The sequence below is a fragment of the Pseudomonas sp. SB113 genome, assembly GCF_040754745.1.
Classification (GTDB): Bacteria; Pseudomonadota; Gammaproteobacteria; order Pseudomonadales; family Pseudomonadaceae; genus Aquipseudomonas; species Aquipseudomonas grimontii.
This window is the reverse complement of the sequence record NZ_JBFMHW010000002.1, coordinates 250,010-274,388: the sequence shown is the minus strand read 5'-3', so window position 1 is coordinate 274,388 and position 24,379 is coordinate 250,010. Positions and strand designations below refer to the sequence as shown.

The window sequence follows — 24,379 nt, the reverse complement described above, 5'->3', positions numbered from 1 at the left end:
AAGGGTCGTGCCGCTTGGCATGCAGATACGACAAAGGGCTCCCGAAGGAGCCCTTTGCTTTTTACATCAACAGCTTATTAAGCGAACGGGTGACGCAGAACGATGGTCTCGTTGCGGTCCGGGCCCGTCGAAATAATGTCAATCGGCGCGCCGATCAGCTCTTCTACACGCTTGATGTAGGCGCGGGCATTAGCAGGCAGCTCTTCCAGGGTCTTGGCGCCCACGGTCGATTCGCTCCAGCCAGGCACTTCCTCGTACACAGGCTGCAGGCCCACGTAGCTGTCGGCATCAACCGGGGCAACGTCCTTGCCTTCGGCATCTTTGTAGCCGACGCAGATGTTGATGGTTTCCAGGCCGTCAAGCACGTCCAGCTTGGTGAAGCAGATGCCCGAGATGCTGTTCACATCGATAGCGCGACGCAGGATAACGGCGTCGAACCAGCCACAACGGCGAGCACGGCCGGTGGTCGCGCCGAATTCGTGACCTTGCTTGGCCAGGTGCGCACCGACTTCATCGAACAGCTCAGTCGGGAATGGGCCCGAACCTACACGGGTGGTGTAGGCCTTGGTGATGCCGAGAATGTAGTCCAGGAACATAGGGCCAACACCCGAACCGGTAGCAACGCCGCCAGCGGTGGTGTTGGAGCTGGTCACGTACGGGTAGGTACCGTGGTCGATGTCCAGCAACGAACCCTGGGCGCCTTCGAACATGATGTCCTTGCCAGCGCGACGCAGGTCGTGCAGCTCGGCAGTCACGTCCAGCATCAGCGGCTTGAGCAGCTCAGCGTATTCCTTGCACTCGGCCAGGGTCTTGTCGAATTCGATGGCTGGCTCTTTGTAGTAACCCACCAGCATGAAGTTGTGGTAATCCACCAGCTCACGCAGCTTGTCTTCAAAGCGCGGCATGTTGAGCAGGTCGCCCACACGCAGGCCACGCCGCGCGACCTTGTCTTCGTAGGCCGGGCCGATGCCGCGACCGGTGGTACCGATCTTCAGCTCGCCACGGGCCTTTTCACGGGCCTGGTCCAGCGCAACGTGGAAGGACAGGATCAGCGGGCAGGATGGGCTGATACGCAGGCGCTCGCGCACCGGTACGCCCTTCTCTTCCAGCTTGGTGATCTCGCGCAGCAGGGCATCCGGTGCAACCACGACGCCGTTGCCGATCAGGCACTGCACGCCTTCGCGCAGGACGCCCGACGGGATCAGGTGCAAGACGGTTTTTTCGCCATCGATGACCAGGGTGTGGCCAGCGTTGTGGCCGCCTTGGTAGCGCACTACGGCGGCAGCATGTTCGGTCAGCAGATCAACGATCTTGCCTTTGCCCTCATCACCCCATTGGGTGCCCAGGACTACGACATTCTTACCCATAACACTTGTCCTCATTCGCGCAAACTTGGTGCCGGCGATGGCCGGCAGGAAAACTCAAGAAGCCAGTGGCGATACTTGCCAAAGCCCGTTCTGCAGAATCAATTGCCGGTCGCAGTCCGCTTCACGGGCGGCGCCCAATGGCTGCCCAGGCAACGCCTGGACAACACGCTGACCCTCACTGCGCAACTGGCAAACCTGATGCCAGAGTGCTGCGTCCGTACTGTCAGGCATCCAGATGCCACCAGACGGCAGCTCGACCTCAGCACGCCCCAGGGTCACCAGGGTTTTCAAATCGGTGGAAAAGCCGGTGGCCGGACGCGCACGACCGAAGTCGGCGCCGATGTCGTCGTAACGACCACCTTGGGCGATGGCCTGGCCAACACCCGGTACAAACACCGCGAACACCACACCGGTGTGGTAGTGGTAGCCGCGCAACTCGCCCAGATCAAAATACAGCGGCAACTGCGGGAACCGCGCCGACAACCGCTCGGCAATCGCCAGCACGTCATCCAGTGCAGCCAATACCGGCGCCGGCGCATTGGCCAGGCGTTCACGTGCAGCCACCAGCACTTCACGACCGCCACACAGGTTGACCAGCGAGCGCAGCATGTCGGCCAGATCCGCAGGCACGCTGGCGGTCAGGGCGATGACTTCATCGATCGCCTTACGTTGCAGGGCATCGAATAGCTGCTGCTCGACTTCACCGGACAAACCGGCCGCACGGGCCAGGCCACGGTAGATACCAACGTGACCGAGGTCCATGTGGACATCTGGCACATCAGCCAGTTGCAGCATGGCCAGCATCAAGCTGATCACTTCAACGTCGCTGCTCGGACTGGCATCACCGTACAACTCCGCGCCCAACTGAATCGGGCTGCGAGAAGACGACAAGGCACGCGGCTGAGCGTGCAGCACGCTACCGGCGTAGCACAGGCGGCTCGGGCCTTCGCGGCGCAGGGTGTGCGCATCGATGCGCGCCACTTGCGGCGTGATGTCGGCACGGAACCCCATTTGCCGGCCCGATTGCGGGTCGATGACCTTGAAGGTGCGCAGATCCAGGTCCTGGCCCGCGCCGGTCAGCAGGGATTCCAGGTACTCGATATGGGGGGTCACGACAAACTCGTAACCCCAGCTCTGGAACAGATCCAACACCTGGCGACGCGCTACTTCGATGCGCGCAGCTTCTGGTGGCAGTACTTCTTCGATGCCATCTGGCAGCAGCCAGCGGTCTACCGTTGCCATTACGCCATTCCCCTATGATCCGGGCGGCCAGCCCTCGGCCGAGCCTTGAGTGAAGCAGAAAATACCCGCCCCCTGCATAAACCACGCGCAAGAGCGACGTGACGAACGACCTGTTAACGGCCTCGTCGGGCACTTTCCTCGAAAAACCTGTCACGCCTGCCGAATCAAACATGCAGACGCAAAAAAGCCGGGAATTTCCCGGCTGCCGCATCATACACCCGTTTTCTGAAAGGATCACCCCGCCAGGCGTTTTAGCCGCCCGACGGAGTGCGTCCTACAAAATCACGAGCTGGTTACTTGGACTTTTCCAGGTAGCGGAAGAAGTCGCTGCTTGGGTCCAGCACCATGACGTCGGTTTTGTTCGCGAAGCTTTCACGGTAGGCACGAAGGCTACGGTAGAACGCGTAGAACTCCTGGTCCTGGCCGTAAGCCTTGGCGTAGATCGCCGCGGCTTGGGCATCACCATCACCACGGGCCTCTTCAGACTCGCGATAGGCTTCTGCCAGCAGTACACGGCGCTGACGGTCGGCATCCGCACGGATACCTTCAGCCAGCTCGTTACCCTTGGCGCGATGCTCACGAGCCTCACGCTCACGCTCGGTGCTCATACGCTCGAACACGCTGCGGTTCACTTCCTTCGGCAAATCGATGGCCTTGACCCGAACATCGACAACTTCGATGCCCAGTTCTTTTTCCGCCATCGTGTTCAACGAACGAGTGATATCCGCCATCAGCGCATCACGTTCACCGGACACCACCTCGTGCAGGGTGCGCTTACCAAACTGGTCACGCAGGCCCGATTCCAGGCGGCGCGACAAACGCTCGTCGGCAATCTGCTTGAGGCCGGAGGTCGCAGTATAGAAGCGCTCGGCATCCTTGACGCGCCACTTGGCGTAGGCGTCAACCATCACGGCTTTCTTTTCCAGGGTCAGGAAGCGCTGTGTCGGTGCATCCAGGGTCATCAGGCGAGCGTCGAACTTGCGCACCTGGTTGACGTAGGGGACTTTCACATGCAGGCCCGGCTGGACATCCGCCTGGACCACACGACCGAATTGCAGCAGCACCGCACGCTCGGTCTGAGCCACGATGTAGAAGCAGTTCCAGGCAGCGATGACCACGACGACGCCCACAATCAGGGCGGTCAGCGATTTATTGCTCATCAACGACTCTCCCTGGTACGTGTTTGCTGTTGCAACAAGTCAGCGGCCGCACGGGCGCTCGCTTCGTTGGCAGCGGCATTGGAACCGGTGGACGGTGCACTGGAGCTGCTACGACCACCTTCGATCATCTTGTCCAGCGGCAGGTACAGCAGGTTGTTCTGCCCACCCTTGCTGCCGGTCACGAGGACCTTGCTGGTGTTGCTGAAGACTTCCTGCATGGTGTCCAGGTACAGACGCTCACGAGTCACTTCAGGTGCCTTGCGGTACTCGGCGACCAGCTTGGTAAAGCGATCCGCTTCACCCTTGGCGCGGGAGACCACTTCGTCACGGTAACCGTTGGCATCCTCGAGGATACGCTGGGCCTGACCACGGGCTTCCGGCACGACGCCGTTGGCGTAGGTCTCAGCCTGGTTGCGCGAACGCTGCTCGTCTTCACGGGCGCGGATCACGTCGTCGAAGGCTTCCTGCACTTCACGCGGTGCCGCTGCGCTCTGTACGTTCACCTGGGTGACGGTGATACCGGTGCGATAGGTATCGAGGAACCGTTGCAGGCGCTCCTTGATTTCGCTGGCCATCAACTCACGACCTTCGGTCAGCACCTGGTCCATGGCGGTGGAACCCACCACGTGGCGCAGGGCGCTTTCGGTTGCGTGTTGCAGGCTGATTTCCGGCTGATCAACGTTCAGCACGAAGTCCTGCAGGTTGCTGATCTTGTACTGCACGGTCAGCGGCACTTCGACGATGTTCTCGTCTTCGGTCAGCATCTGGCCCTGCTTGGTATAGGCACGCTCACGCGTGACGTTCTCCATGTACTTCTTGTCGATCGGCGGGAAGTAGATGTTCAGGCCAGGACCGACAGTCTCGTAGTACTTGCCGAAGCGCAGTACCACGGCTTGCTCCTGCTCGTCCACGACGTATACGGCGCTGTACAGCCATACGGCCGCCAGCACGACAAGACCCAGGCCCAGCAGGCCGTAGCCACCGCCCTTGCTTGTGCGACCGCCTTCGTCACCACCACGTTTTTTTCCACCACCGAACAACCCATTCAGGCTTTCCTGCAGCTTTCGGAAGGCCTCGTCGAGATCTGGTGGCCCCTTGCGGTCGCCATTATTGCGGCGCTTACCACCCCAAGGATCCTGATTATTCGAGTTGCCACCCGGCTCATTCCAAGCCATAGCGCTCTCCATCTGATAAAGCAAAGACGCACCCACGGCGCGCCGACCAATGCTACAGAATGCCTGCTACTGCGGCACAACCGCTTTCGGAGGCTTTTATTGCAAAGTGTGTTGTTCGATGAACTCTGTCGGAACTACGCCTTCACGGCTGACCAGCCGATTGAGCTCCGAGCGCGGCAATCGAACGGCCAGCAAGCTGACACCTTCTTCGTCGTGTTCTTCTTTCTGTACCGCGCCCAGCTCGAAAAACTGTGCACGCAGTCGAGCAAAACGCTGAGGCAAGCGCAAGGTGCCGACGAACAAATCGCTGCCAAGCAACTCGGCAATAGCTTGTTCAAGCAGCTCCAAACCACTGCCATCGCGCGCCGACAGCCAGACCCGCTGGGGCTTACCGTTCTCGTCGCGCTGGATTTGTGGCTCAACGCCTTCAAGCAAATCGAGTTTGTTATAGACCTCGAGGATCGGCAAGTCCTGGGCACCAATCTCACCCAGCACGACCATCACCTGTTCAATCTGCAGCATGCGATCCGGTTCGGCCGCATCGATCACGTGCAACAACAGGTCGGAATTGCTCGACTCTTCGAGCGTAGACCGAAACGCCTCGACCAGCTTGTGGGGCAGGTGACGAATGAAACCCACGGTGTCGGCCAGGACAATCGGCCCCAGGTCGTCAATATCCAGACGGCGCAAGGTCGGGTCGAGGGTAGCGAACAGTTGGTCAGCCGCGTACACGTCCGATTTCGTCACGTTGTTGAACAGCGTGGACTTGCCGGCGTTGGTATAGCCCACCAGGGACACGGTGGGAATATCGGCACGCGAACGGCCACGTCGCGATTGCTCGCGCTGGCTACGCACCTTCTCCAGGCGGCCCTTGATCTGGCGCAGGCGAACCCGCAGCAGGCGCCGGTCGGTTTCCAACTGGGTTTCACCCGGCCCCCGCATGCCGATACCGCCACCCTGACGCTCAAGGTGAGTCCAGCCGCGCACCAGCCGGGTGCTCATGTGGTCAAGCTGGGCCAGTTCGACCTGGAGCTTGCCCTCATGGGTACGGGCGCGTTGGGCGAAAATATCGAGAATCAGACCGGTGCGGTCGATCACGCGACACTCGAATACACGTTCGAGGTTACGTTCCTGACTGGGCGTGAGGGTGTGATTGAAGATCACCAGATCGGCCTCTTCGGCATGGACCAGATCGCGCAGTTCCTCGACCTTGCCACTGCCAATCAGGAATTTGGCGGTTGGCCGATGACGCGGCACGTTAAAAAACGCAACGGTCTCGGCGCCGGCCGAATTTGCCAACTCCTGAAACTCCTGCGGATCTTCGCGCGCCTCAGGGTCCTGTCCATCCAAGTGAACGAGGATTACTCGCTCACCACCACCGTGGCGCTCAAAGAACAAAGGAGACTCCTATCAGGCGTTACCTGGCTCAGCGTCAGCTGCATCATCACCTGCTGCACTAGGCAGACGGATTGGACGAACTGGAACCACTGTCGAGATAGCGTGCTTGTAAACCATCTGGCTGACGGTGTTTTTCAGCAGGATCACGAACTGGTCGAACGACTCGATCGTGCCTTGCAGCTTGATACCGTTGACCAGGTAGATGGAAACCCCCACTTTCTCTTTACGTAAAGTATTCAAGTAAGGGTCTTGTAGCGAATGCCCTTTTGACATGTGCCGCACTCCTTTAAGGATCAATAATAAAAAATCGGAAAATAGATAGCTTATGGCCGTCACACCCCCAAGGATAGACGGCAATTGCAAGGACTCAGCTCAATATGGAGACCGTTCCCAAGTATTTCAAGGCGCGTGACAGATTGTCGCTGTCCAGGCTGTCCAACCAGTGCAAATCGCTCCAGCTGCGCAGCCAGGTAAACTGGCGCTTCGCCAATTGGCGCGTGGCAATGATGCCGCGCTCCTGCATTTCGGCTGACGTCAGCTTGCCATCCAGATGATCCCAGACTTGGCGGTAGCCTACAGCACGTATCGAAGGTAGCCCTGGATGCAGGTCACCTCTTGAACGCAGTGCTACGACCTCGTCCACAAACCCCTGTTCCAACATAATTGTGAATCTTTGTGCAATTCGTTCATGCAGCACCTGGCGATTTGCCGGAGCGATGGCCAGATTCGCCACAGTATAGGGCAATTGTGGCTGCCCAGATGCGCCTGCGTCAGCACTTTGCGCAGTTTGTTTCAGCCGCAGTTCAGTCATGGTCTGACCGCTCACACGCCAGACTTCCAAGGCACGACTGAGGCGCTGAGGGTCATTTGGGTGAATGCGCGCTGCGGACACCGGATCGACCGCTGCCAGTTGATCGTGCAGGGCCTGCCAGCCAAGGCGTGCAGCCTCTTCTTCGAGTTCGGCACGCACTTGGGCATCGGCGGGCGGCATGTCGGCCAGCCCTTCCTGCAAAGCCTTGTAGTAGAGCATCGTGCCGCCTACCAGCAACGGGATGTTACCCCGCGCGGTGATCTCGGCCATGGCGGCCAGGGCGTCGGTGCGGAAATCCGCCGCGGAATAGCTCTCGGCCGGGTCGATGATATCGATCAAACGGTGTGGATACTGCGCCAACAGCTCTTTTGAGGGCTTGGCGGTGCCGATGTCCATGTCCCGGTAAACCAGGGCAGAGTCGACACTGATCAGCTCGCACGGCAGCACCTTGGTCAGCTCGATGGCCAGGTCGGTCTTGCCAGCGGCCGTGGGGCCCATCAGGAAGATCGCGGGGGGCAAGGCACTCATCAACGGCCGCGCAAGAACAGTTTGTCCAGATCGTCCAGGCCCATCTGGGTCCAGGTCGGTCGGCCATGGTTGCATTGGCCGCTACGTTCGGTGTTTTCCATGTCGCGCAGCAAGCCGTTCATTTCCGGCAAGGCCAGGCGGCGATTGGCACGGATGGCGCCGTGGCAGGCCATGGTGCCGAGCAGTTCGTTGATGTGCGCCTGGATGCGGTCGCTGGTGCCGTACTCCATGAGGTCGGCCAGCACGTCGGCCACCAGCCGGTTGGCTTCGGCCTGCTTCAGCAGTGCGGGAATCTGGCGGATCGCCAGCGTTTCCGGGCCCAGGCGCTGCAATTCAAAGCCCAGCTTCTGGAACACGCCGTGGTGCTCTTCGGCGCAATCGGCCTCACGCTGGCTGACAGCAAGGGATTCGGGTACCAGCAACGGCTGGCCACTCAGGCCTTCGCTGGCCATGGCGATCTTCAGGCGCTCGTACATGATCCGCTCGTGAGCGGCGTGCATGTCCACCAGCACCAGGCCATGGGCATTTTCCGCGAGGATGTAGATCCCCTTGAGCTGCGCCAACGCGTAGCCCAGCGGTGGGATATCACCGCCACCTTCCGGCAAGGCCACCGCGCCCGGCTCTGCACCTGGCAACGGCGCAAAGAATTCACGATAGGCGGCCTGCGCCTCGGCCACCGGTACAGCCGATTGCGGACGCGGGGTGTATTGGTACTGATAACCCGCACCCGAGCCGGAGCCCGGCGCCGTGTAGCTCGGCTGGGGTTGCGGCGATTGCAGCAGGTTTGCCGCCAGGCTCATTTCACCTTGAGGGCCAAACTCCCCCGCTTCGGGGCCGCTCGGGCGAACCACCGCCGTCACGATGGGCGCGGACAACTGGTCATCCGGGCGCACATCGCCCAGGGCACGGTGCAAGGTGCCATAGAGGAAGTCATGCACCATGCGCCCATCGCGGAAGCGCACTTCGTGCTTGGTCGGGTGCACGTTGACGTCGACCACCGAAGGATCGACCTCAAAAAACAGCACAAAAGTCGGATGCCGCCCGTTGAACAGCACATCGCGATAGGCCTGGCGCACCGCGTGGGCCACTAGCTTGTCGCGTACCGCCCGGCCATTCACAAAGAAATACTGCAAGTCCGCCTGGCTGCGGGAGAAGGTCGGCAAGCCCACCCATCCCCACAGGCGCAGGCCATTGCGCTCGATTTCAATCGGCAGCGCCTGCTCCAGGAAACCCGCGCCGCAGATAGCCGATACCCGGCGAGCGCGCGCCGCATCGTCATGGGCTTCGTGCAGGCTGAGGATGGTCTTGCCGTTGTGGCGCAGGTGAAACGCCACATCGAAACGCGCCAGGGCCAGGCGCTTGATGACTTCTTGCAGGTGATCGAATTCGGTTTTTTCGGCCTTGAGGAATTTGCGTCGCGCCGGGGTGTTGAAGAACAGGTCGCGCACTTCCACCGAGGTGCCCACCGGGTGTGCGGCCGGTTGGACCCGAGGCGCCATGTCGCGGCCTTCGGTTTCCACCTGCCAGGCCTGCTCGGCATCACGGGTGCGCGACGTCAGGGTCAGGCGCGCCACGGAGCTGATGGAGGCCAATGCCTCACCGCGAAAGCCCAGGCTCATCACGCGTTCAAGGTCTTCCAGGTCGCGGATCTTGCTGGTGGCGTGACGGGCCAGGGCCAGCGGCAGGTCATCGGAGGAGATCCCGCTGCCATCGTCACGTACGCGCAGCAGCTTGACGCCGCCCTGTTCCACATCGACATCGATGCGCCTGGCACCGGAGTCGATGCTGTTCTCCAGCAACTCCTTGATCACCGATGCCGGCCGCTCAACGACCTCGCCCGCCGCAATCTGGTTGGCGAGGCGCGGGCTGAGCAATTCAATGCGCGACCCGCTGTTCAAGACTGATTCGCTCATTACTGTGCCGCCAATTCAGTGCCAGGGATGGTCAACACCTGGCCGACCTTCAACTCGTCGGTCTTCAGGTTGTTGGCGCTGCGCAAGGTCGCGGCCGAAACCTGGAATCGCACCGCCAGCATGGCCAGGGTATCACCCGGCTGCACGCGATGATCACGCGGGCCCTGGGCGATTTTCCCGGAGTCACGCAGCCAGGCGATATAAGTGCCCGGCGGCGGGTTCTGTTGGAAGAACTGGCGCACACCGGCGCTGATGGAGCGCGCCAATGCCTGCTGATGGCTGGCACTGGCCAGCTTCGACGCCTCGTTCGAGTTGGAGATAAACCCGGTTTCCACCAGGATCGATGGGATGTCCGGCGACTTCAACACCATGAACCCGGCTTGCTCCACACGCTGTTTGTGCAGCGAGGTCACCCGGCCGATGTTGCTCAGCACCTTCTGGCCGACGTTCAAGCTGGAGGTCAGCGAGGCCGTCATCGACAGGTCAAGCAGTACACCGGCGAGCATCTTGTCCTTGTCATCGAGGGACACGTTGCCGGCCCCGCCGATCAAGTCGGAACGGTTTTCACTGTCGGCCAGCCAGCGGGCGGTCTCGGATGTGGCGCCGCGATCCGACAAGGCAAACACCGAAGCCCCGAAGGCGGCGGCCGAAGGTGCGGCGTCGGCATGGATCGAGACGAACAGGTCGGCGCCCTTCTTGCGCGCGATTTCGGTACGGCCGCGCAACGGAATGAAGTAGTCGCCGGTACGGGTCAGTTCGGCGCGGTAGCCTTTCATGCCGTTGACCTGGCGTTGCAGCTCACGGGCGATGGCGAGCACCACGTCTTTCTCATGCTGGCCGCGCGAACCGGACGCGCCCGGGTCTTCACCGCCGTGGCCGGCGTCGATCACCACGATAATATCGCGCTTGCCGGCGGGAGCTGGCGGCGGCGGTGGCAACTTGACCTGGGGTTGCGACGGGTTGACCGGCACGGCCGGCACTGTCGCCACGGCAGGGGTTGGCGCCGGTGGCGGCGCGGCATCGGCGGCGTTGTCGAACAGATCGACCACCAGCCGGTTGCCGTATTGGGCATTGGGCGCCAGGGAGAAGCTTTTCGGCGTCACGACTTTTTTCAAGTCGATCACCACGCGAAGGTCGGTCGGCGTGCGCTGCGCCGAGCGCATGGCGGTGATCGGCGTGTTGGCGGTGGACACTTTCAACGGCGCGGCCAGGGTCGCACCATTAATGTCGATCACCAGGCGATCAGGCGCCGTGAGGGTAAAGACACTGTGCTGGACCGGGCCAGACAGGTCGAACACCAGTCGCGTGTTATCCGGCGCTCGCCACAGGCGAACACTCTTCACCTGTGAAGCAGCCAGAGCATTGACAGTCATTGCCGCAAGCAACACCCCTACGACAGCAACCAACGCGCGAAAGCGCATACCTAACCCCACCAATTATTTGAATTCCAAAGCCAGAGCGGCACACCACGACTCACCGCGCGCGCCCTGGGGCAACAACTTCAGCTGACGTCCGTGATCATGCGGCGTAATGGTAATGGTCAGGTCCGGCTTTGGCAAAAAGCCTGTGCCTTTATCTGGCCACTCAATAAGACACAACGCCTCTTCATCGAAGTAATCACGGATGCCCATGAACTCGAGCTCTTCGGGGTCCACCAGGCGGTAGAGGTCGAAGTGGAAAGCCCGCACTGCGCCGATCTCGTAGGGCTCAACCAGAGTGAACGTGGGACTCTTTACCGCCCCCGTATGGCCCAATCCCCGAATGATGCCCCGGGACAGCGTGGTCTTGCCCGCCCCCAGGTCGCCTTCAAGAAAGATCAGGCCTGACCCGGCCGTGACCTGGGCAATACGCTGACCTAACGCCACCATGGCCTCTTCATCGGCCAGGAAAAGGATTACTTCAGACACGGCGACTGTTCCTCCAGCAATTGACGAATGGCGGGTATCAGGTCGCTGGCGGCCAATCCGCGACCAAAGCGGCCCTGGCGATCCCCTGCGGTGGCGTGCAACCAGACACCCAGGCAGCTTGCTTCATAAGCCGGCATGCCCTGGGCCAGCAGCGCGCCCACCAGGCCAGCCAAAACGTCACCGAGGCCTGCCGTCGCCATCGCCGGATGGCCTTGATCGCAGCGCGAAACGCGCCCGTCGGGACTGGCAATCAAACTGCCAGCACCCTTGAGGATAGCCACTGCATTAAATTTCTGGCTCAACGCGCGCGCCACCTTAAGACGGTCGGCCTGAACCTCGGCTGTCGAAATCCCCAACAAGCGCGCGGCCTCCCCCGGATGCGGGGTGATCACGCACTGGGCCGGCAGGCTCACGCTGCCAGTTGCCAGTTGATTGAGCGCGTCGGCGTCCCAGACTTGCGGCAGCCGGGCATTGGCCGCGACAGACAACAGGCTTTTACCCCAGGAGGCTCCGCCCAGGCCGGGGCCAATCACAATCACCGAGATTTTTTCCAGCAAGCCCATCAACTGGTTGGCCGAACTCAGGCCGACGGTCATGACTTCCGGCAAGCGGGCCAGCGCAGCCGGCACATGCTCAAGGCGAGTGACCAGGGACACCAGGCCCGCGCCACTGCGCAAGGCGCTTTCGGCACAGAGCAGCGCGGCGCCGCCAAAGCCCCGGTCGCCGCCGATCATCAGCAGGTGGCCGAACTGGCCCTTATGGGCGTCCGGGGCACGCGCAGCCAGTTGCGGCAAATGGCCGGGCAACAATGACTGAACGTCGGTTATTTCGTGTTTTGTCTGCGGCATGCGTCTTCAAGCTCCGATGTCTGGCAGAATTATACCCATCTAACCTGTGGTTTCCCGTGTCTCATGCCCGCTATTACCTCCGATCTGCCCGCCCTCGCCCAATCGATCAAAGACTGGGGCCGCGAGCTGGGCTTTCAACAAGTCGGCATCAGCGGCCTGGACCTGGCTGAGCATGAACAACATCTGCAACGCTGGCTCGACGCGGGCTACCACGGCGAGATGGAATACATGGGCGCCCATGGCAGCAAACGCTCGCACCCGGACGAACTGGTGCCAGGCACTCTGCGCGTGGTGTCGCTGCGCATGGATTACCTGCCCGGCGATACGCAGATGGCGCTACTGCTGGCAAAACCGGAAAAAGCCTACATCTCGCGCTACGCCCTGGGCCGCGATTACCACAAGCTGATCCGCAAGCGCGTGCAGCAGTTGGCCGACCGTATCCAGGCGCAGATCGGGCCTTTCGGCTTTCGCGCCTTTGTCGACAGCGCGCCCGTGTTGGAAAAAGCCATTGCCGAACAAGCCGGTCTTGGCTGGATCGGTAAAAACACCCTGGTGCTCAATCGCAAGGCCGGCAGTTATTTCTTCCTGAGCGAGCTATTTGTGGATTTGCCGCTGCCGGTCGATCCGCCGCACAGTACCGAACACTGCGGCCGCTGCACCGCCTGCCTGGACATCTGCCCTACCAATGCGTTCGTCGGCCCCTATGTACTGGACGCCCGGCGCTGCATTTCCTACCTGACCATCGAACTCAAGAGCGCGATTCCTGAAGACCTGCGCCCACTGATCGGCAACCGGGTATTCGGCTGCGATGACTGTCAGATCGTTTGTCCCTGGAATCGTTTCGCGCGACCCACTGCCGAAAGTGATTTCAAGCCACGGCACAATCTGGATAACGCAGAACTGGCGGAGCTGTTCATGTGGGATGAGGATAAATTCCTCAGCAGTACCGAAGGCTCGCCTTTGCGCCGTGCCGGTTATGAGCGCTGGCTGCGCAACCTGGCGGTGGGCCTGGGCAACGCGCCGTCGAGCATCCCGGTGCTGGAAGCCTTGAAGGCGCGTCGGGATTACCCGTCGGAGCTGGTGCGCGAGCATGTGGAATGGGCGCTGAACCAGCACGCAGCGCGTTAGTGCACGTCGTCGTTATAGACGAATTTGGGCATTTCCCAGTGAAAGCGGATCGCCAGCAGGCGCAATAGAAAACCGCTGAACAGGGTCAGTAGAATTGCCTGCTCGCTGGGCAGTTCCAGGTAGAGGCACAGCAGGTAGAACCAGGCGGCGAGGAACGACACGCTGGCGTACAGTTCACGGCGAAAGATCAGCGGAATATCGTTGCAGAAAATATCCCGCAGAATGCCGCCGAAGACGCCGGTGATCACCCCGCTGACCGACGCCACCAGCATGCCGTGGCCCATTTCCAGGGCGGTCATGCAGCCAATCAACGTAAACGCGACCAGGCCCACGGCATCCAGCGCGAGGAACAGCGAGCGCAGGTGGCGCATCAACGGTGCGATAAAGATCGTCACCAGCGCCGCGACGGAGGTAAGCACCAGGTATTCGGGATGCTTGACCCACGTCAGCGGGTAATGCCCCAACAGCACATCGCGCACCGAGCCGCCGCCCAGCGCCGTCACGCAGGCGATCAGCACCACACCAAACCAGTCCATGCCGCGCCGGCCGGCAGACAAGGCGCCAGTCATGGCTTCGGCGGTGATGGCGATGAGGTAGAGCATCAGCAGCATGATGGCGATCCTTGCAAAGAGGCCGGCAGTCTAATCATTTGCTGATGGCACCAAAAGGGGGCGCCTGGCGATAAATCGAGTTGCCCGCGAAGGCGCCGGTTCTTCAAGCCTTGATGAAATGCTTGCGGTAATGCTGCAGCTCGGCGATCGACTCGCGAATATCATCCAGCGCCAGGTGGGTGCTGCCTTTATGGAAGCTGTCTTTGACTTCCGGCGCCCAGCGCGCAGCCAGTTCCTTGAGCGTGGACACGTCCAGGTTGCGGTAGTGGAAGTAGCTTTCCAGCGCCTTCATGTGGGTATAAAGGAAGCGACGGTCCTGGCAAATGCTGTTGCCGCAGATTGGCGACTTGCCTTTGGGCACCCACTTTTCCAGGAAGGCAATGGTTTCGGCTTCGGCTTCGGCCATGCTGATGCGGCTGTCACGCACGCGCTGGGTCAGGCCGGAGTTGCCGTGGGTGCGGGTGTTCCACTCGTCCATGGTGGCGAGCACGGCGTCGCTGTGGTGGATGGCGATCACCGGACCTTCGGCCAAGGTGTTGAGGTTGCTGTCGGTGACAATGGTCGCCATCTCGATGATGACGTCGGTGTCGGGGTTCAGACCGGTCATTTCCAGATCGATCCAAATCAGGTTCTGTGGGTTTTGCATGGCTTGATTCTCTTGGCACCTTGGCGTAGCTGCGCAGTTTAGCAGGCGGGGCCGTGCTAGACTCGCGACCGTTTTACCTAACCTTTGCATTATCGACACGGAACACCAATGGCCAAACGCCAGCTCAATCGTCGCCAAAACTGGCGCATCGAAAAGATTCAAGGTGAACGCGCCGCACGCGCCGCCAAACGTGAATCCTCCGCCGTGGACGCGCTCGAGGGCGGCGACCTGGGGCCCGAACAGACGGGCCTGGTGATCGCGCACTTTGGTGTGCAGGTCGAAGTCGAGGCGCTGGAAGGCGAACTCGCGGGCCAGGTGTTCCGCTGCCACTTGCGCGCCAACCTGCCTGCGCTGGTGACCGGCGACAAGGTGGTCTGGCGCGCCGGCAACCAGGGCATCGGCGTGATCGTCGCCCAACTGCCGCGCACCACCGAACTGCGCCGCCCCGACAGCCGCGGCCAGCTCAAGCCGGTAGCGGCCAACGTCGACATGATCGTGATCGTGTTCGCGCCGCTGCCCGAGCCCCATGCCAACCTGATCGACCGCTACCTGGTGGCGGCCGAGCATGCCGGCATTCGCCCACTGTTGCTGCTGAACAAATTCGACCTGATTGACGAGCAGAATGCCCCCGCGCTCAACGCGCTGCTGGCGGTCTACCGCACCCTGGGCTATCCGGTGCTGGAAGTCTCGGCCCATCACGGCAACGGCATGGAACAGCTGCAACAGCAATTGGACGGGCGTATCAGCGTGTTTGTCGGCCAGTCGGGCGTAGGCAAATCCTCGCTGGTCAACAGCCTGCTCCCGGAAGTCGATACCCGCGTGGGTCCGCTGTCGGAGCTGTCCGGCCAGGGCACTCACACCACTACCACGGCGCGGCTGTTCCACTTCCCGGGCGGCGGTGAGTTGATCGACTCCCCTGGTATTCGTGAATTCGGCCTCGGCCACGTCAGCCGCAGCGATGTGGAAGCGGGCTTTATCGAATTCAACGACCTGATCGGCACCTGCCGCTTCCGCGATTGCAAACACGATCGCGAGCCGGGCTGCGCCCTGCTCAAGGCCCTGGAAGACGGCCGCGTGCAGCAGCAGCGCATGAACAGCTATCGGTCGATTATTGCGAGCCTGCCGGAAAGCAGTTACTAAACTTGCGAAACAATAAGGCCGCGATCATCGCGGCCTTATTGTAGGTGACTTAGGAACCCGTCCCAGGCACCGCAGGGGCTTTCACCCCACCCTCATCAAACAGGTTCAGCTTCTGCCGCAGCTCATGGGCCGGCAATGGCTCCTGGCCGGGCGGAATGGCGTTCGGATCGGCCGGCACTTCACCTGGCGCGCCCGCTCCCGGCGTTGGGCCCGGTGGTGGTGCGGGTTGATCACCTTCAATCGCGCGCTGGGCCTTTTTGGTCAACACCACGATGTCGATACGGCGGTTGATCGGATTGAACGGATCCTTGGGATCAAACAGCTGTGAAGAGGCAAAACCCACCACCCGCGCCACTTGCGGGTCCGGATAGCTGCCGGCAACCAGTGCCCGACGCGCCGCGTTGGCACGGTTGGCCGAAAGCTCCCAGTTGCCAAAATCACCCTGGCCCGCGTAGGGCTTGGCGTCGGTGTGGCCACTGATGCTGATTTTGTTCGGCACTGCCTTGATGGTGTCGGCCATGGCCAACAGGATGTCTTCAAAGTATGGTTTCAGGCGCGCGCTGCCAGAGTCGAACATCGGCCGGTTGGCGGCGTCGGTGATCTGGATGCGCAAGCCATCCGGGGTGATTTCGAACGAAATCTGATCCTTGAACTTCAGCAGTTGCGGATTTTCCTCAACCTTGTTCTGCAACTCTTGCAGCAGCAGCTCAAGACGTTCCTGCTCGACCTGCTCAGCCATGGCCTCGACGGTGTCGCGCTCGATCGGGATTTTTTCCTGCGGTGCTTCGGTTTTGACTTCCGGGTTGATGGTGCGCTCAGGCGCCAATTGCGGTGAACCGCCGAGGTCGATCACGAAGGGCGTACCGCTTTCCGAGAAGCCAATCGGGTCTTTGAAGTAGCCGGCGATGGCGATCTTCTGTTCGGGTGTCGCGGTGGACATCAGCCACAGCACCAGGAAGAACGCCATCATCGCCGTCGCAAAGTCGGCAAAAGCGATTTTCCAGGCGCCACCGTGGTGCCCCGCAGCGAAGCGCTTGACGCGCTTGATGATTATCGGCTGGTTGTTTTCCATGGCTTAGCGACCGCGAACCGCTTGTTCCAGCTCGGCGAAGCTTGGGCGATGCTTGGGGTACAGCACCTTGCGACCGAACTCCACCGCCAACGAAGGCGGCATGCCGGAAGCGGAGGCTACCAGGCTGGCCTTGATCGATTCGTACAGGTTGATTTCTTCCTTGGCGTCGTGGGCCAGGGAGGTCGCCAGCGGGCCGAAGAAACCGTAGGCCGCGAGAATACCGAAGAAGGTCCCCACCAGCGCCGCACCTACGTGCATGCCGATAGCCGCCTGGTCACCTTCGCCCAGGGAGGCCATGGTCACCACGATACCCAGTACCGCCGCGACGATACCGAAGCCGGGCATGCCGTCGGCCACACCGGTAACGGCATGGGAAGGATGCTCCAGCTCTTCCTTGAGGCTGAACAATTCCATGTCGAACAGGCCTTCCAGCTCATGGGGAGCCATGTTGCCGGAGGACATGATGCGCAGGTAGTCGCAGATGTAGGCGGTCATGCGCTCATCTTTGAGCACGGCCGGGTACTTGGCGAAAATCGGGCTGGCCGCGGCGTCTTCGATGTCGGCCTCGATGGCCATCATGCCTTCGCGGCGGCTCTTGTTGAGGATCTCGTAAACCAGGCCCAACACTTCCAGGTAGAAGGTGTGGGTGAAGCGCGAACCGAACATGCCCAGCGACTTCTTGATCACGTGCATGGTCATGTAGCCGGGGTTCGCCTGCAGAAAGGCACCCAGTGCCGCACCACCAATAATCATCACCTCGAAAGGCTGGATCAGTGCCGCAATTTTACCGTGGGACAGGACGTACCCGCCGAGCACGCTCGCGAAGACGACGATAATGCCGATAATTTTAGCCATAGGAGATGAGTACTTGCGCCGTCGGGTTCATGGACATATTTGGGGGAACTGAAAAACTCTTGTTCTACTTATCGGCAAAACTGCGCCAGACTATAGCCCGTTAAGGCGAAAAGCCAGTTCGGCCCGCTCCGGGTGTGTTGACCGCAAGTGATGATCGCGCCCCAATCATGGCTAATGAAACGACAGTCCCAACTGCAAAACCTACTTCTCTAGCCGCTTGGATCAAGCGCCTGGACGAAGTGCTGCTGCCTGTCCCACAGGCCAGCCATGACCGCGTGTGCAAAGCCATACGCGATAGCCGCAGTTCGTTGCGAGATATTGCCGAGCTGATGCAAAACAGCCCGGCCCTGGTGCTCAGCGTGATGCGCGAGGCCAACAGCCACACCCATGGCAGCCTGACGGCGCCGGCGGAAAACCTCGAAGTGGCGCTTAACCGCCTGGGCCTCAAACGCGCCGAGGAACTGCTGGCACGCCTGCCGTCGGTGCCCGCCCCTGACATTCCCGTCGCGCTGCGCCAGCTGTTGCTGGTCAGCCAACACGCCTCGCAACAAGCCAACGGATTATTCGGCAGCCGCCTGGCGCGGCTGTGGCAGGACATTCACTGGGGCAGCCTGCTGTTTCTTTCACCGCTGTGGCCTATGGCCGTTGCCTATCCCAAGCTCCTGGAGGAATGGGAACTGCGGGTCATCCACAAAGGCGAGTCGGCACGCAAGGTCGAACAGGAATTGTTCGGCGTGCGCCTGCTGGACCTGTGCCTGGGCTTGACCGAGACATGGCACCTGCCGATCTGGGTGTCCCAGGGTTATACCCTGTTGCGGACCGAGCAGCGCCTGCTGGTCAAGGCCCTGCATATCGCCCGTGAAGACGACCCCCTGCGCCACCAGCAATTGCTCGACGCCGCCCCCAACCTGCGCCGCTGGCTAAACCAGCCGGCCAACACGGTGCTGCTGGCCAACGGCTTGGCGATGTCGGCCCAGGAGTCCTGGACCTGCCCGCATACCCAGCGCTGGCAATACCTCACAGCACTGTACCTGCAGCAGCCCCTGAGCGAAGTGCAGCAACAGGTCCACCAGCAAGCCGTCACCAGTGCCCGCGACACCTTGATGCCCGACCTCTGGCACCCGGCGCTGTCGCTGATCTGGCCGTGGCATGTGCACAAGATTCATCGCGGCCTGCTGCCCGCGCCACCGCCTACCGCCGAAGCCCTGGCTGTCTGGCGCAAGCGCTGTACCGAACTGCTGGTGGAGCCGAGCCGCTTTGCCAACGCCATGCATTTGACTACGTGCGCCAAGGAAGCCCTGGTGGCCAGTGGCATGCAGCGCGTCCTGTTGTTTATGGCCGATCGTGCCCTGAGCACCTTGCGCGTACATCAGGCCGACGGCCTGCCGAAGGATGCCGCCAACCTGAGCCTGGATGTGGTCAACAGCACGCTGCTGCAGCGCCTGCTGGAAAAGTCCGCCCAGGTGCGCCTCACGCCGGAAAACCACGCGCAGTTCTCGGCACTGCTGCCGCCGATCCTGCGCCGCCTGTTCACCGGCGAGCACCTGTTGTTGCGCTCCATGAGCTGCAACGGTCGCGTGGTGATGGTGATGGTCGCCGACCAGGGCGGCGGGCCGTTCTCGGAAACCACCGTGCAGGCCTTCGGTAAAACCGCCCAATGCATCGAGAAAGCCCTGCACAGCTTTACCAACCGCAGCGCCTGATGCTTGCGCTACAATCGCCGTCCTTTAATCGCCAACATTTGTGCCCAGGAGACCTCACATGCCTGACTTCTCTGGCTTGCCGCTGGTGATCGAATCCAGTGACCTGCTCGGTCTACTGGATGCCGAGCACCTGATTCTGGTGGACCTCACCAGTGCCGCCCGCTACGCCGAAGGGCACATCCCCGGCGCGCATTTCGTTGACCCCAAGCGCACCCAACTGGGCCAGGCACCGGCACCCGGCCTGCTGCCCGGCAAGGCTGATCTCGAGAAACTGTTCGGCGAACTGGGCCACACGCCCGACGCTACCTACGTGGTCTATGACGACGAAGGCGGTGGTTGGGCCGGGCGTTTTATCTGGATGCTCGACGTGATCGGCCACCAGAAATACCACTATCTGGATGGCGGCCTGCTCGCGTGGCTGGAGGGCAAATACCCGCTCTCCACCGACGTGCCCGCCGCGGCCGGCGGTCCAGTCAGCCTCACGCTGCATGACGGCCCCACCGCTACCCGCGAATACCTGCAAAGCCGTCTTGGGGCTGCCGACCTGGGCGTCTGGGATGCGCGTGGGCCGCTGGAATATTCCGGCGAGAAAGTGCTCGCAGCCAAAGGCGGGCATATCCCCGGCGCGGTGAATTTCGAATGGACGGCCGGCATGGACAAAGAGCGCAACCTGCGCATCCGCCGCGACATGCCGCAGATCCTCGAAAGCCTCGGGCTGACCAAAGACAAAGAAATCATCACCCACTGCCAGACTCACCACCGCTCTGGCTTCACCTACCTGGTGGCCAAGGCGCTCGGTTATCCGCGAGTCAAAGGTTATGCCGGTTCCTGGGGCGAATGGGGCAACCACCCCGACACTCCCGTCGAGATTTAAGGTTTAAGGACAGTAAATGAAAAAGCAGTTGTTTATCCTCAGCCAGTACCTGCTGCCGCACCACCTGCTGTCGCGGTTGGCCGGCTGCATCGCCGAGTGCCGCGTGCGCTGGTTCAAGAATGCCTTCACCACCTGGTTCGCCAAGCGCTATCAAGTGGATATGTCCCAGGCCCTGGTAGAAGACGTGACCGCTTACGAGCACTTCAACGCTTTCTTCACCCGCGCCCTGAAAGACGGCGCCCGCCCACTGGACCAGACCCCTGGCGCAGTACTAAGCCCAGCCGATGGCGCGGTCAGCCAGCTTGGCCCTATCGAACATGGCCGCGTGTTCCAGGCCAAAGGCCACAGCTTCAGCGTGCTGGAGCTGTTGGGCGGTGATGCGGCGGTCGCTGCGCCGTTCATGGGCGGCGATTTCGCCACCATTTACCTGTCGCCGAAGGACTACCACCGAGTGCATATGCCTCTGGCCGGTACCCTGCGCGAAATGGTCTACGTGCCTGGGCGGATTTTCTCGGTAAACCAGACCACCGCCGAAAACGTGCCGGAGTTGTTTGCGCGTAACGAGCGTGTTGTCTGCCTGTTCGACACCGAACGCGGCCCGATGGCCGTGGTATTGGTGGGTGCGATGATTGTGGCGTCGATTGAAACCGTCTGGGCCGGCCTGGTTACTCCGCCGAAGCGCGAGCTGAAAACTTTCCGCTATGACGAAGCTGCGCGCGCGCCGATTCACCTGGAGAAGGGTGCGGAGCTGGGTCGCTTCAAGTTGGGCTCCACCGCGATCGTGCTGTTCGGGCCGGATCAGGTGAAGTGGGCAGAGGAACTGGTGGCGGGTTCGCCGGTGCAGATGGGCCAGGGTATCGCTTTACCTAAAGCCTGACACCGAACCCAATATGGGAGGGGGCTTGCTCCCGATAGCGGGGTATCAGTCAACACATCAGTGACTGAACCACTGCCATCGGGGGCAAGCCCCCTCCTACATTTAGTCAGTTACAGCTGACCGTCGCGGTCGCGAAAGCCCAGCAGATAGAGCACGCCATCCAACCCCAAGGTCGAAATCGCCTGCTTGGCCGATTGCTTGACCAATGGCTTGGCGCGGAACGCCACACCCAAACCGGCGATTGCCAGCATCGGCAAGTCGTTGGCGCCGTCGCCGACCGCAATGGTCTGTTCCAGACGCAAACCTTCCTTGTGGGCCAGTTCCTTCAGCAGATCCGCCTTGCGCTGCGCATCGACAATCGGCTCGACCGCGACGCCGGTCACCTTGCCATCCACCACTTCCAATTCGTTGGCGAACACATAGTCGATGCCCAGCTTGGCCTGCAATTGCTTGGCGAAGTAAGTGAAACCACCCGACAGGATCGCCGTCTTGTAGCCCAGGCGCTTGAGTTCGGCGAACAGGGTTTCGGCGCCTTCGGTCAGGCGCAGCGACGCGCCGATGGAGTCCAGCACGCTCACATCCAGGCCCTTGAGCAAGGCCAGGCGTTCCTTGAAGCTGGCGCGGAAATCCAATTCCCCGGCCATGGCGCGCTCGGTGATTTCGGAAACCTGCTCACCCACGCCGGCCGCCTTGGCCAGCTCGTCGATGACTTCGGCTTCGATCAGCGTGGAGTCCATGTCGAACACCGCCAGGCGACGGTTGCGGCGGAACAGCGAATCTTCCTGGAAGGCGATATCGACATTCAGCTCCTGGGCCACGCTGAGGAATTCGGCGCGCAGGGCTTGCGGGTCGGCCGGCTCACCGCGCACGGAGAACTCGATGCAGCCCTTGCCCTTGTCGGCCGGAGTGTCCAACGGCATGCGACCCGACAGACGGTCGATATGGTCAATGTTCAAACCATACTGCGCGGTAATCGAGCTGACGCGCTGCAGCTGTTCGGCGGTGACCTTGCGGGTCAGCAGCGTCACGATATGGCGCTTCTTGCCCTGGCCGGCCACCCACTGCTGGTAATCCTCTTCGGATACCGGGGTGAAACGCACCTGCTGATCCAGCTTATACGCCGTAAACAGGATGTCCTTGAGCACCGATGAGGCCTGCTCGGTGCTGGGAATTTCCACCAGGATGCCGAACGACAGCGTGTCGTGGATCACCGCCTGGCCGATGTCGAGAATGTTCACACCACCCTGGGCCAGAACGCCGGTAATGGCTGCGGTAAGACCTGGGCGGTCTTCCCCAGTGATGTTAATCAGGACAATTTCGCGCAAGGCGCACCCCCAGGCTGGAAAAAAACCGCATTCTACCCACTTTCAGTGACCATCGGGCACAGCCAGCGCTTTGCCGGTCTTGGGCCTGTCGCTATACTGCGCGTCAACTTCACGGACCAAGAGCCGAGCTCAAGTGAACCGGCCCACGCCAGTAAAAACCGACAACTTCTTCCTGCTGATCTTCCGGGCACTGCGCCACCGCCGTGTACCGATCGCATTACGCATCGCCAGCCATAACGTGATCCTGGTCGCCCTGGCCTTGGTGATCTACGCCTGCGTGATGGGTTTGCAATTCAAGCAGGCCATGCACGAGCAAGCCGACGCCCTGGGCGAGAGCCTGACCACTCAGACCGCCACTTCGGCGACTGAGCTGCTGGTGTCCAACGACATCCTCAGCCTCAACGTGCTGCTCAACAACCTGACCAAGAACCCGCTCGTGGCCCATGCCGCCATCTACAGCGTGGACAACCGCATCATGGCCGAAGCCGGGCAGCGCCCGAAAAACGGCCTGCTGGGCGAAGCCGAAGGCCTGTACCAGAGCAATATCACGTTTCAGGATGTGAAGGCCGGCCAACTGCGTATCAGCCTCGACATGCAGCAGTTCCAGCAGCCGATGACCATCAGCCTGCAAAGCATGGGTATCCTCAGCGCCATCCTGCTGGCATTGGCCCTGGCCCTGAGCCTGCGCCTGGGGCGGCATATCTCCACGCCGCTGATGCAATTGCGCATCTGGCTGCGGGACATCGACGAGCACACCCCGGCGACCGACCGCCAGGATGAAATCGGCGACCTTGCCCGCCAGCTGCATGCCAGCTTCGCCCCGGAACCTGTGGTGCCCGAAGTCGAACCTGAGCCTGAATACGACGACACCGATTACGACGCCGAACCCGAGTTCGAAGTACGCAACCTGCGTGACCCGGGCTTCGACGAGCGCCCTCCGGTGGCGGGCCTCAAGCCTGCACCGCGCCATGCATTCAAGGCCGAGGAAGACGAGCTGGACGATGAAGACCCCTTCGCCGACCTGCGCGATACGTCATCTGACAGCGCCGCAATCGCCCCCAAGGCCGCGCCGGCACGCAGCAGCGAGCCGCAGTACAGCGCTGTGCTCGCCGTGCAACTGGGTGCCCAGGACCAATTGCGTCGCCTGCCCCGTGCGCGCCTGACCGAACTGCTGGAACGCTACCGCGACTGCCTCGACCAGGCAGCCTCGTTGTACCAGAGCGAACTGCACACCCTGAACGATGGCAGCACGCTTATGCTGTTCCACAGCGAAGACAGCGGCGAAGACTACCTGACCAACGCGATTTGCTGCGGTGAGTTGCTGCGCGCCCTGGGCCATGAATTGCAGATCGAAGTCGCCGACAGTGGCATCACCCTGCAACTGCAACTGGGCCTCACCGTGGGCGACGACCTGTTTGGCATGAGCCAGATCGACTTGCTGCTCACTGAAAACGCCCAGGATGCACTGGCCTTGTCCCAACACAGCCGCAACCTGCTGCTGGTGGAGCGCAAGATCAGTGAAGACACGCTGATCCGACAACGCGCGCGTATTCGCCCGATTGCCAGCCCTGAGGGGGCAAGCTGCGTGGAACGGTTGATGGAGCCGTACCCATCGATGCTGGAGCGGCAGCTGGCGCGGATGCATGAGACTCGCTCCAAGCCCTGAAGAACATGTGAGAGGGGGCTTGCCCCCGATTGCGGAGTACCAGTTAGCACATTATTAACTGAACCACCGTTATCGGGGGCAAGCCCCCTCCCACATTTGGATCTCCACAAACCTCAAGTAAATTGCACACAAA

General features: G+C 61.4%; 22 protein-coding genes. 6 read left to right on the top strand and 16 right to left on the bottom strand.

Translation table 11 applies throughout. The annotated features are described in order from the left end of the window. Nucleotides 1-77: 77 nt before the first annotated feature. The 11 genes from AB1462_RS04025 to AB1462_RS03975 form a co-directional block, all read right to left on the bottom strand. Nucleotides 78-1,367 (bottom strand): adenylosuccinate synthase, encoded by a 1,290-nt coding sequence (locus AB1462_RS04025; protein WP_027604896.1) that lies wholly within the window; start codon nt 1,365-1,367, stop codon nt 78-80. A 54-nt stretch (nt 1,368-1,421) separates the two neighbouring features. Then, a complete protein-coding gene (locus AB1462_RS04020; protein ID WP_367246216.1) occupies nt 1,422-2,609 on the bottom strand; it encodes an ATP phosphoribosyltransferase regulatory subunit in 1,188 nt (395 codons plus the stop codon). Between the two features lie 293 nt (nt 2,610-2,902). Next, nucleotides 2,903-3,769, bottom strand: a complete 867-nt coding sequence (gene hflC, locus AB1462_RS04015; RefSeq protein ID WP_010213607.1) for a protease modulator HflC — start codon at nt 3,767-3,769, stop codon at nt 2,903-2,905. Further along, on the bottom strand, nt 3,769-4,944 hold the full coding sequence (hflK, locus tag AB1462_RS04010; RefSeq protein ID WP_065925625.1) for an FtsH protease activity modulator HflK: 1,176 nt from the start codon (nt 4,942-4,944) through the stop codon (nt 3,769-3,771). The genes hflC and hflK overlap by 1 nt, the downstream gene beginning before the upstream one ends. Nucleotides 4,945-5,040: 96 nt before the next feature. Next, nucleotides 5,041-6,342 (bottom strand): ribosome rescue GTPase HflX, encoded by a 1,302-nt coding sequence (hflX, locus tag AB1462_RS04005; RefSeq protein WP_027604899.1) that lies wholly within the window; start codon nt 6,340-6,342, stop codon nt 5,041-5,043. A 12-nt stretch (nt 6,343-6,354) separates the two neighbouring features. Further along, the gene (gene hfq / locus AB1462_RS04000; protein ID WP_003171355.1) at nt 6,355-6,615 is read right to left on the bottom strand and encodes an RNA chaperone Hfq; all 261 of its coding nucleotides are present in this window, start codon (nt 6,613-6,615) and stop codon (nt 6,355-6,357) included. A 94-nt stretch (nt 6,616-6,709) separates the two neighbouring features. Further along, on the bottom strand, nt 6,710-7,681 hold the full coding sequence (miaA, locus tag AB1462_RS03995) for a tRNA (adenosine(37)-N6)-dimethylallyltransferase MiaA (RefSeq protein WP_259193359.1): 972 nt from the start codon (nt 7,679-7,681) through the stop codon (nt 6,710-6,712). Beyond that, on the bottom strand, nt 7,681-9,579 hold the full coding sequence (gene mutL / locus AB1462_RS03990; protein ID WP_259193496.1) for a DNA mismatch repair endonuclease MutL: 1,899 nt from the start codon (nt 9,577-9,579) through the stop codon (nt 7,681-7,683). The genes miaA and mutL overlap by 1 nt, the downstream gene beginning before the upstream one ends. 14 nt (nt 9,580-9,593) lie before the next feature. Next, nucleotides 9,594-11,015: an N-acetylmuramoyl-L-alanine amidase gene (locus AB1462_RS03985; RefSeq protein ID WP_090400867.1), complete on the bottom strand. Its 1,422-nt coding sequence runs from the start codon at nt 11,013-11,015 to the stop codon at nt 9,594-9,596. Between the two features lie 15 nt (nt 11,016-11,030). Then, entirely contained in the window at nt 11,031-11,501 is a 471-nt protein-coding gene (gene tsaE / locus AB1462_RS03980) for a tRNA (adenosine(37)-N6)-threonylcarbamoyltransferase complex ATPase subunit type 1 TsaE (protein WP_090400868.1), read from the bottom strand. Beyond that, nucleotides 11,489-12,349, bottom strand: a complete 861-nt coding sequence (locus AB1462_RS03975) for an NAD(P)H-hydrate dehydratase (RefSeq protein WP_367246215.1) — start codon at nt 12,347-12,349, stop codon at nt 11,489-11,491. The genes tsaE and AB1462_RS03975 overlap by 13 nt, the downstream gene beginning before the upstream one ends. Nucleotides 12,350-12,412: 63 nt before the next feature. On the opposite strand from AB1462_RS03975, the gene queG reads away from it, so the two are divergent. Then, nucleotides 12,413-13,477, top strand: coding sequence for a tRNA epoxyqueuosine(34) reductase QueG (gene queG / locus AB1462_RS03970; RefSeq protein WP_090400870.1), 1,065 nt, complete (start codon nt 12,413-12,415; stop codon nt 13,475-13,477). On the opposite strand, the gene AB1462_RS03965 is transcribed toward queG, so the two are convergent. Together AB1462_RS03965 and orn are read right to left on the bottom strand one after the other, a co-directional pair. Continuing rightward, nucleotides 13,474-14,091: a trimeric intracellular cation channel family protein gene (locus AB1462_RS03965; protein WP_172681530.1), complete on the bottom strand. Its 618-nt coding sequence runs from the start codon at nt 14,089-14,091 to the stop codon at nt 13,474-13,476. The genes queG and AB1462_RS03965 overlap by 4 nt on opposite strands. A 100-nt stretch (nt 14,092-14,191) precedes the next feature. Further along, nucleotides 14,192-14,734 (bottom strand): oligoribonuclease, encoded by a 543-nt coding sequence (gene orn / locus AB1462_RS03960; protein WP_010213620.1) that lies wholly within the window; start codon nt 14,732-14,734, stop codon nt 14,192-14,194. A gap of 108 nt (nt 14,735-14,842) precedes the next feature. Between orn and rsgA the strand changes: the two genes are divergently transcribed. Then, nucleotides 14,843-15,874, top strand: coding sequence for a small ribosomal subunit biogenesis GTPase RsgA (rsgA, locus tag AB1462_RS03955; protein WP_053139368.1), 1,032 nt, complete (start codon nt 14,843-14,845; stop codon nt 15,872-15,874). Nucleotides 15,875-15,923: 49 nt separating this feature from the next. Here rsgA and motB read toward each other — a convergent pair whose 3' ends face one another. Next, nucleotides 15,924-16,946: a flagellar motor protein MotB gene (motB, locus tag AB1462_RS03950; RefSeq protein ID WP_090400871.1), complete on the bottom strand. Its 1,023-nt coding sequence runs from the start codon at nt 16,944-16,946 to the stop codon at nt 15,924-15,926. 3 nt (nt 16,947-16,949) lie between these two features. Next, nucleotides 16,950-17,801 (bottom strand): flagellar motor stator protein MotA, encoded by an 852-nt coding sequence (motA, locus tag AB1462_RS03945; RefSeq protein ID WP_053139364.1) that lies wholly within the window; start codon nt 17,799-17,801, stop codon nt 16,950-16,952. A 167-nt stretch (nt 17,802-17,968) separates the two neighbouring features. Here motA and AB1462_RS03940 point away from each other — a divergent pair, with 167 nt between their 5' ends. From AB1462_RS03940 to asd, 3 genes are read left to right on the top strand one after another with little or no spacing between them, the layout of a single operon-like run. Further along, nucleotides 17,969-19,504, top strand: coding sequence for an HDOD domain-containing protein (locus tag AB1462_RS03940; RefSeq protein WP_259193363.1), 1,536 nt, complete (start codon nt 17,969-17,971; stop codon nt 19,502-19,504). A gap of 58 nt (nt 19,505-19,562) precedes the next feature. After that, nucleotides 19,563-20,378, top strand: coding sequence for a rhodanese-like domain-containing protein (locus AB1462_RS03935; protein ID WP_367246213.1), 816 nt, complete (start codon nt 19,563-19,565; stop codon nt 20,376-20,378). A 16-nt stretch (nt 20,379-20,394) separates the two neighbouring features. Then, on the top strand, nt 20,395-21,255 hold the full coding sequence (asd, locus tag AB1462_RS03930) for an archaetidylserine decarboxylase (RefSeq protein ID WP_003171334.1): 861 nt from the start codon (nt 20,395-20,397) through the stop codon (nt 21,253-21,255). Nucleotides 21,256-21,365: 110 nt separating this feature from the next. On the opposite strand, the gene serB is transcribed toward asd, so the two are convergent. Continuing rightward, a complete protein-coding gene (serB, locus tag AB1462_RS03925) occupies nt 21,366-22,580 on the bottom strand; it encodes a phosphoserine phosphatase SerB (RefSeq protein WP_028615502.1) in 1,215 nt (404 codons plus the stop codon). A gap of 133 nt (nt 22,581-22,713) precedes the next feature. Between serB and AB1462_RS03920 the strand changes: the two genes are divergently transcribed. Beyond that, nucleotides 22,714-24,246: an AhpA/YtjB family protein gene (locus tag AB1462_RS03920; RefSeq protein ID WP_259193365.1), complete on the top strand. Its 1,533-nt coding sequence runs from the start codon at nt 22,714-22,716 to the stop codon at nt 24,244-24,246. Nucleotides 24,247-24,379 lie beyond the last annotated feature (133 nt).

What these genes read in the sequence shown, in the direction of transcription:
- AB1462_RS04025 (WP_027604896.1), bottom strand. Translation starts at nt 1,367, where the DNA reads ATGGGTAAGAATGTCGTAGTCCTGGGCACCCAATGGGGTGATGAGGGC.
- AB1462_RS04020 (WP_367246216.1), bottom strand. Translation starts at nt 2,609, where the DNA reads ATGGCAACGGTAGACCGCTGGCTGCTGCCAGATGGCATCGAAGAAGTA.
- hflC (WP_010213607.1), bottom strand. Translation starts at nt 3,769, where the DNA reads ATGAGCAATAAATCGCTGACCGCCCTGATTGTGGGCGTCGTCGTGGTC.
- hflK (WP_065925625.1), bottom strand. Translation starts at nt 4,944, where the DNA reads ATGGCTTGGAATGAGCCGGGTGGCAACTCGAATAATCAGGATCCTTGG.
- hfq (WP_003171355.1), bottom strand. Translation starts at nt 6,615, where the DNA reads ATGTCAAAAGGGCATTCGCTACAAGACCCTTACTTGAATACTTTACGT.
- miaA (WP_259193359.1), bottom strand. Translation starts at nt 7,681, where the DNA reads ATGAGTGCCTTGCCCCCCGCGATCTTCCTGATGGGCCCCACGGCCGCT.
- AB1462_RS03985 (WP_090400867.1), bottom strand. Translation starts at nt 11,015, where the DNA reads ATGCGCTTTCGCGCGTTGGTTGCTGTCGTAGGGGTGTTGCTTGCGGCA.
- AB1462_RS03975 (WP_367246215.1), bottom strand. Translation starts at nt 12,349, where the DNA reads ATGCCGCAGACAAAACACGAAATAACCGACGTTCAGTCATTGTTGCCC.
- queG (WP_090400870.1), top strand. Translation starts at nt 12,413, where the DNA reads ATGCCCGCTATTACCTCCGATCTGCCCGCCCTCGCCCAATCGATCAAA.
- orn (WP_010213620.1), bottom strand. Translation starts at nt 14,734, where the DNA reads ATGCAAAACCCACAGAACCTGATTTGGATCGATCTGGAAATGACCGGT.
- rsgA (WP_053139368.1), top strand. Translation starts at nt 14,843, where the DNA reads ATGGCCAAACGCCAGCTCAATCGTCGCCAAAACTGGCGCATCGAAAAG.
- motB (WP_090400871.1), bottom strand. Translation starts at nt 16,946, where the DNA reads ATGGAAAACAACCAGCCGATAATCATCAAGCGCGTCAAGCGCTTCGCT.
- motA (WP_053139364.1), bottom strand. Translation starts at nt 17,801, where the DNA reads ATGGCTAAAATTATCGGCATTATCGTCGTCTTCGCGAGCGTGCTCGGC.
- AB1462_RS03940 (WP_259193363.1), top strand. Translation starts at nt 17,969, where the DNA reads ATGGCTAATGAAACGACAGTCCCAACTGCAAAACCTACTTCTCTAGCC.
- AB1462_RS03935 (WP_367246213.1), top strand. Translation starts at nt 19,563, where the DNA reads ATGCCTGACTTCTCTGGCTTGCCGCTGGTGATCGAATCCAGTGACCTG.
- asd (WP_003171334.1), top strand. Translation starts at nt 20,395, where the DNA reads ATGAAAAAGCAGTTGTTTATCCTCAGCCAGTACCTGCTGCCGCACCAC.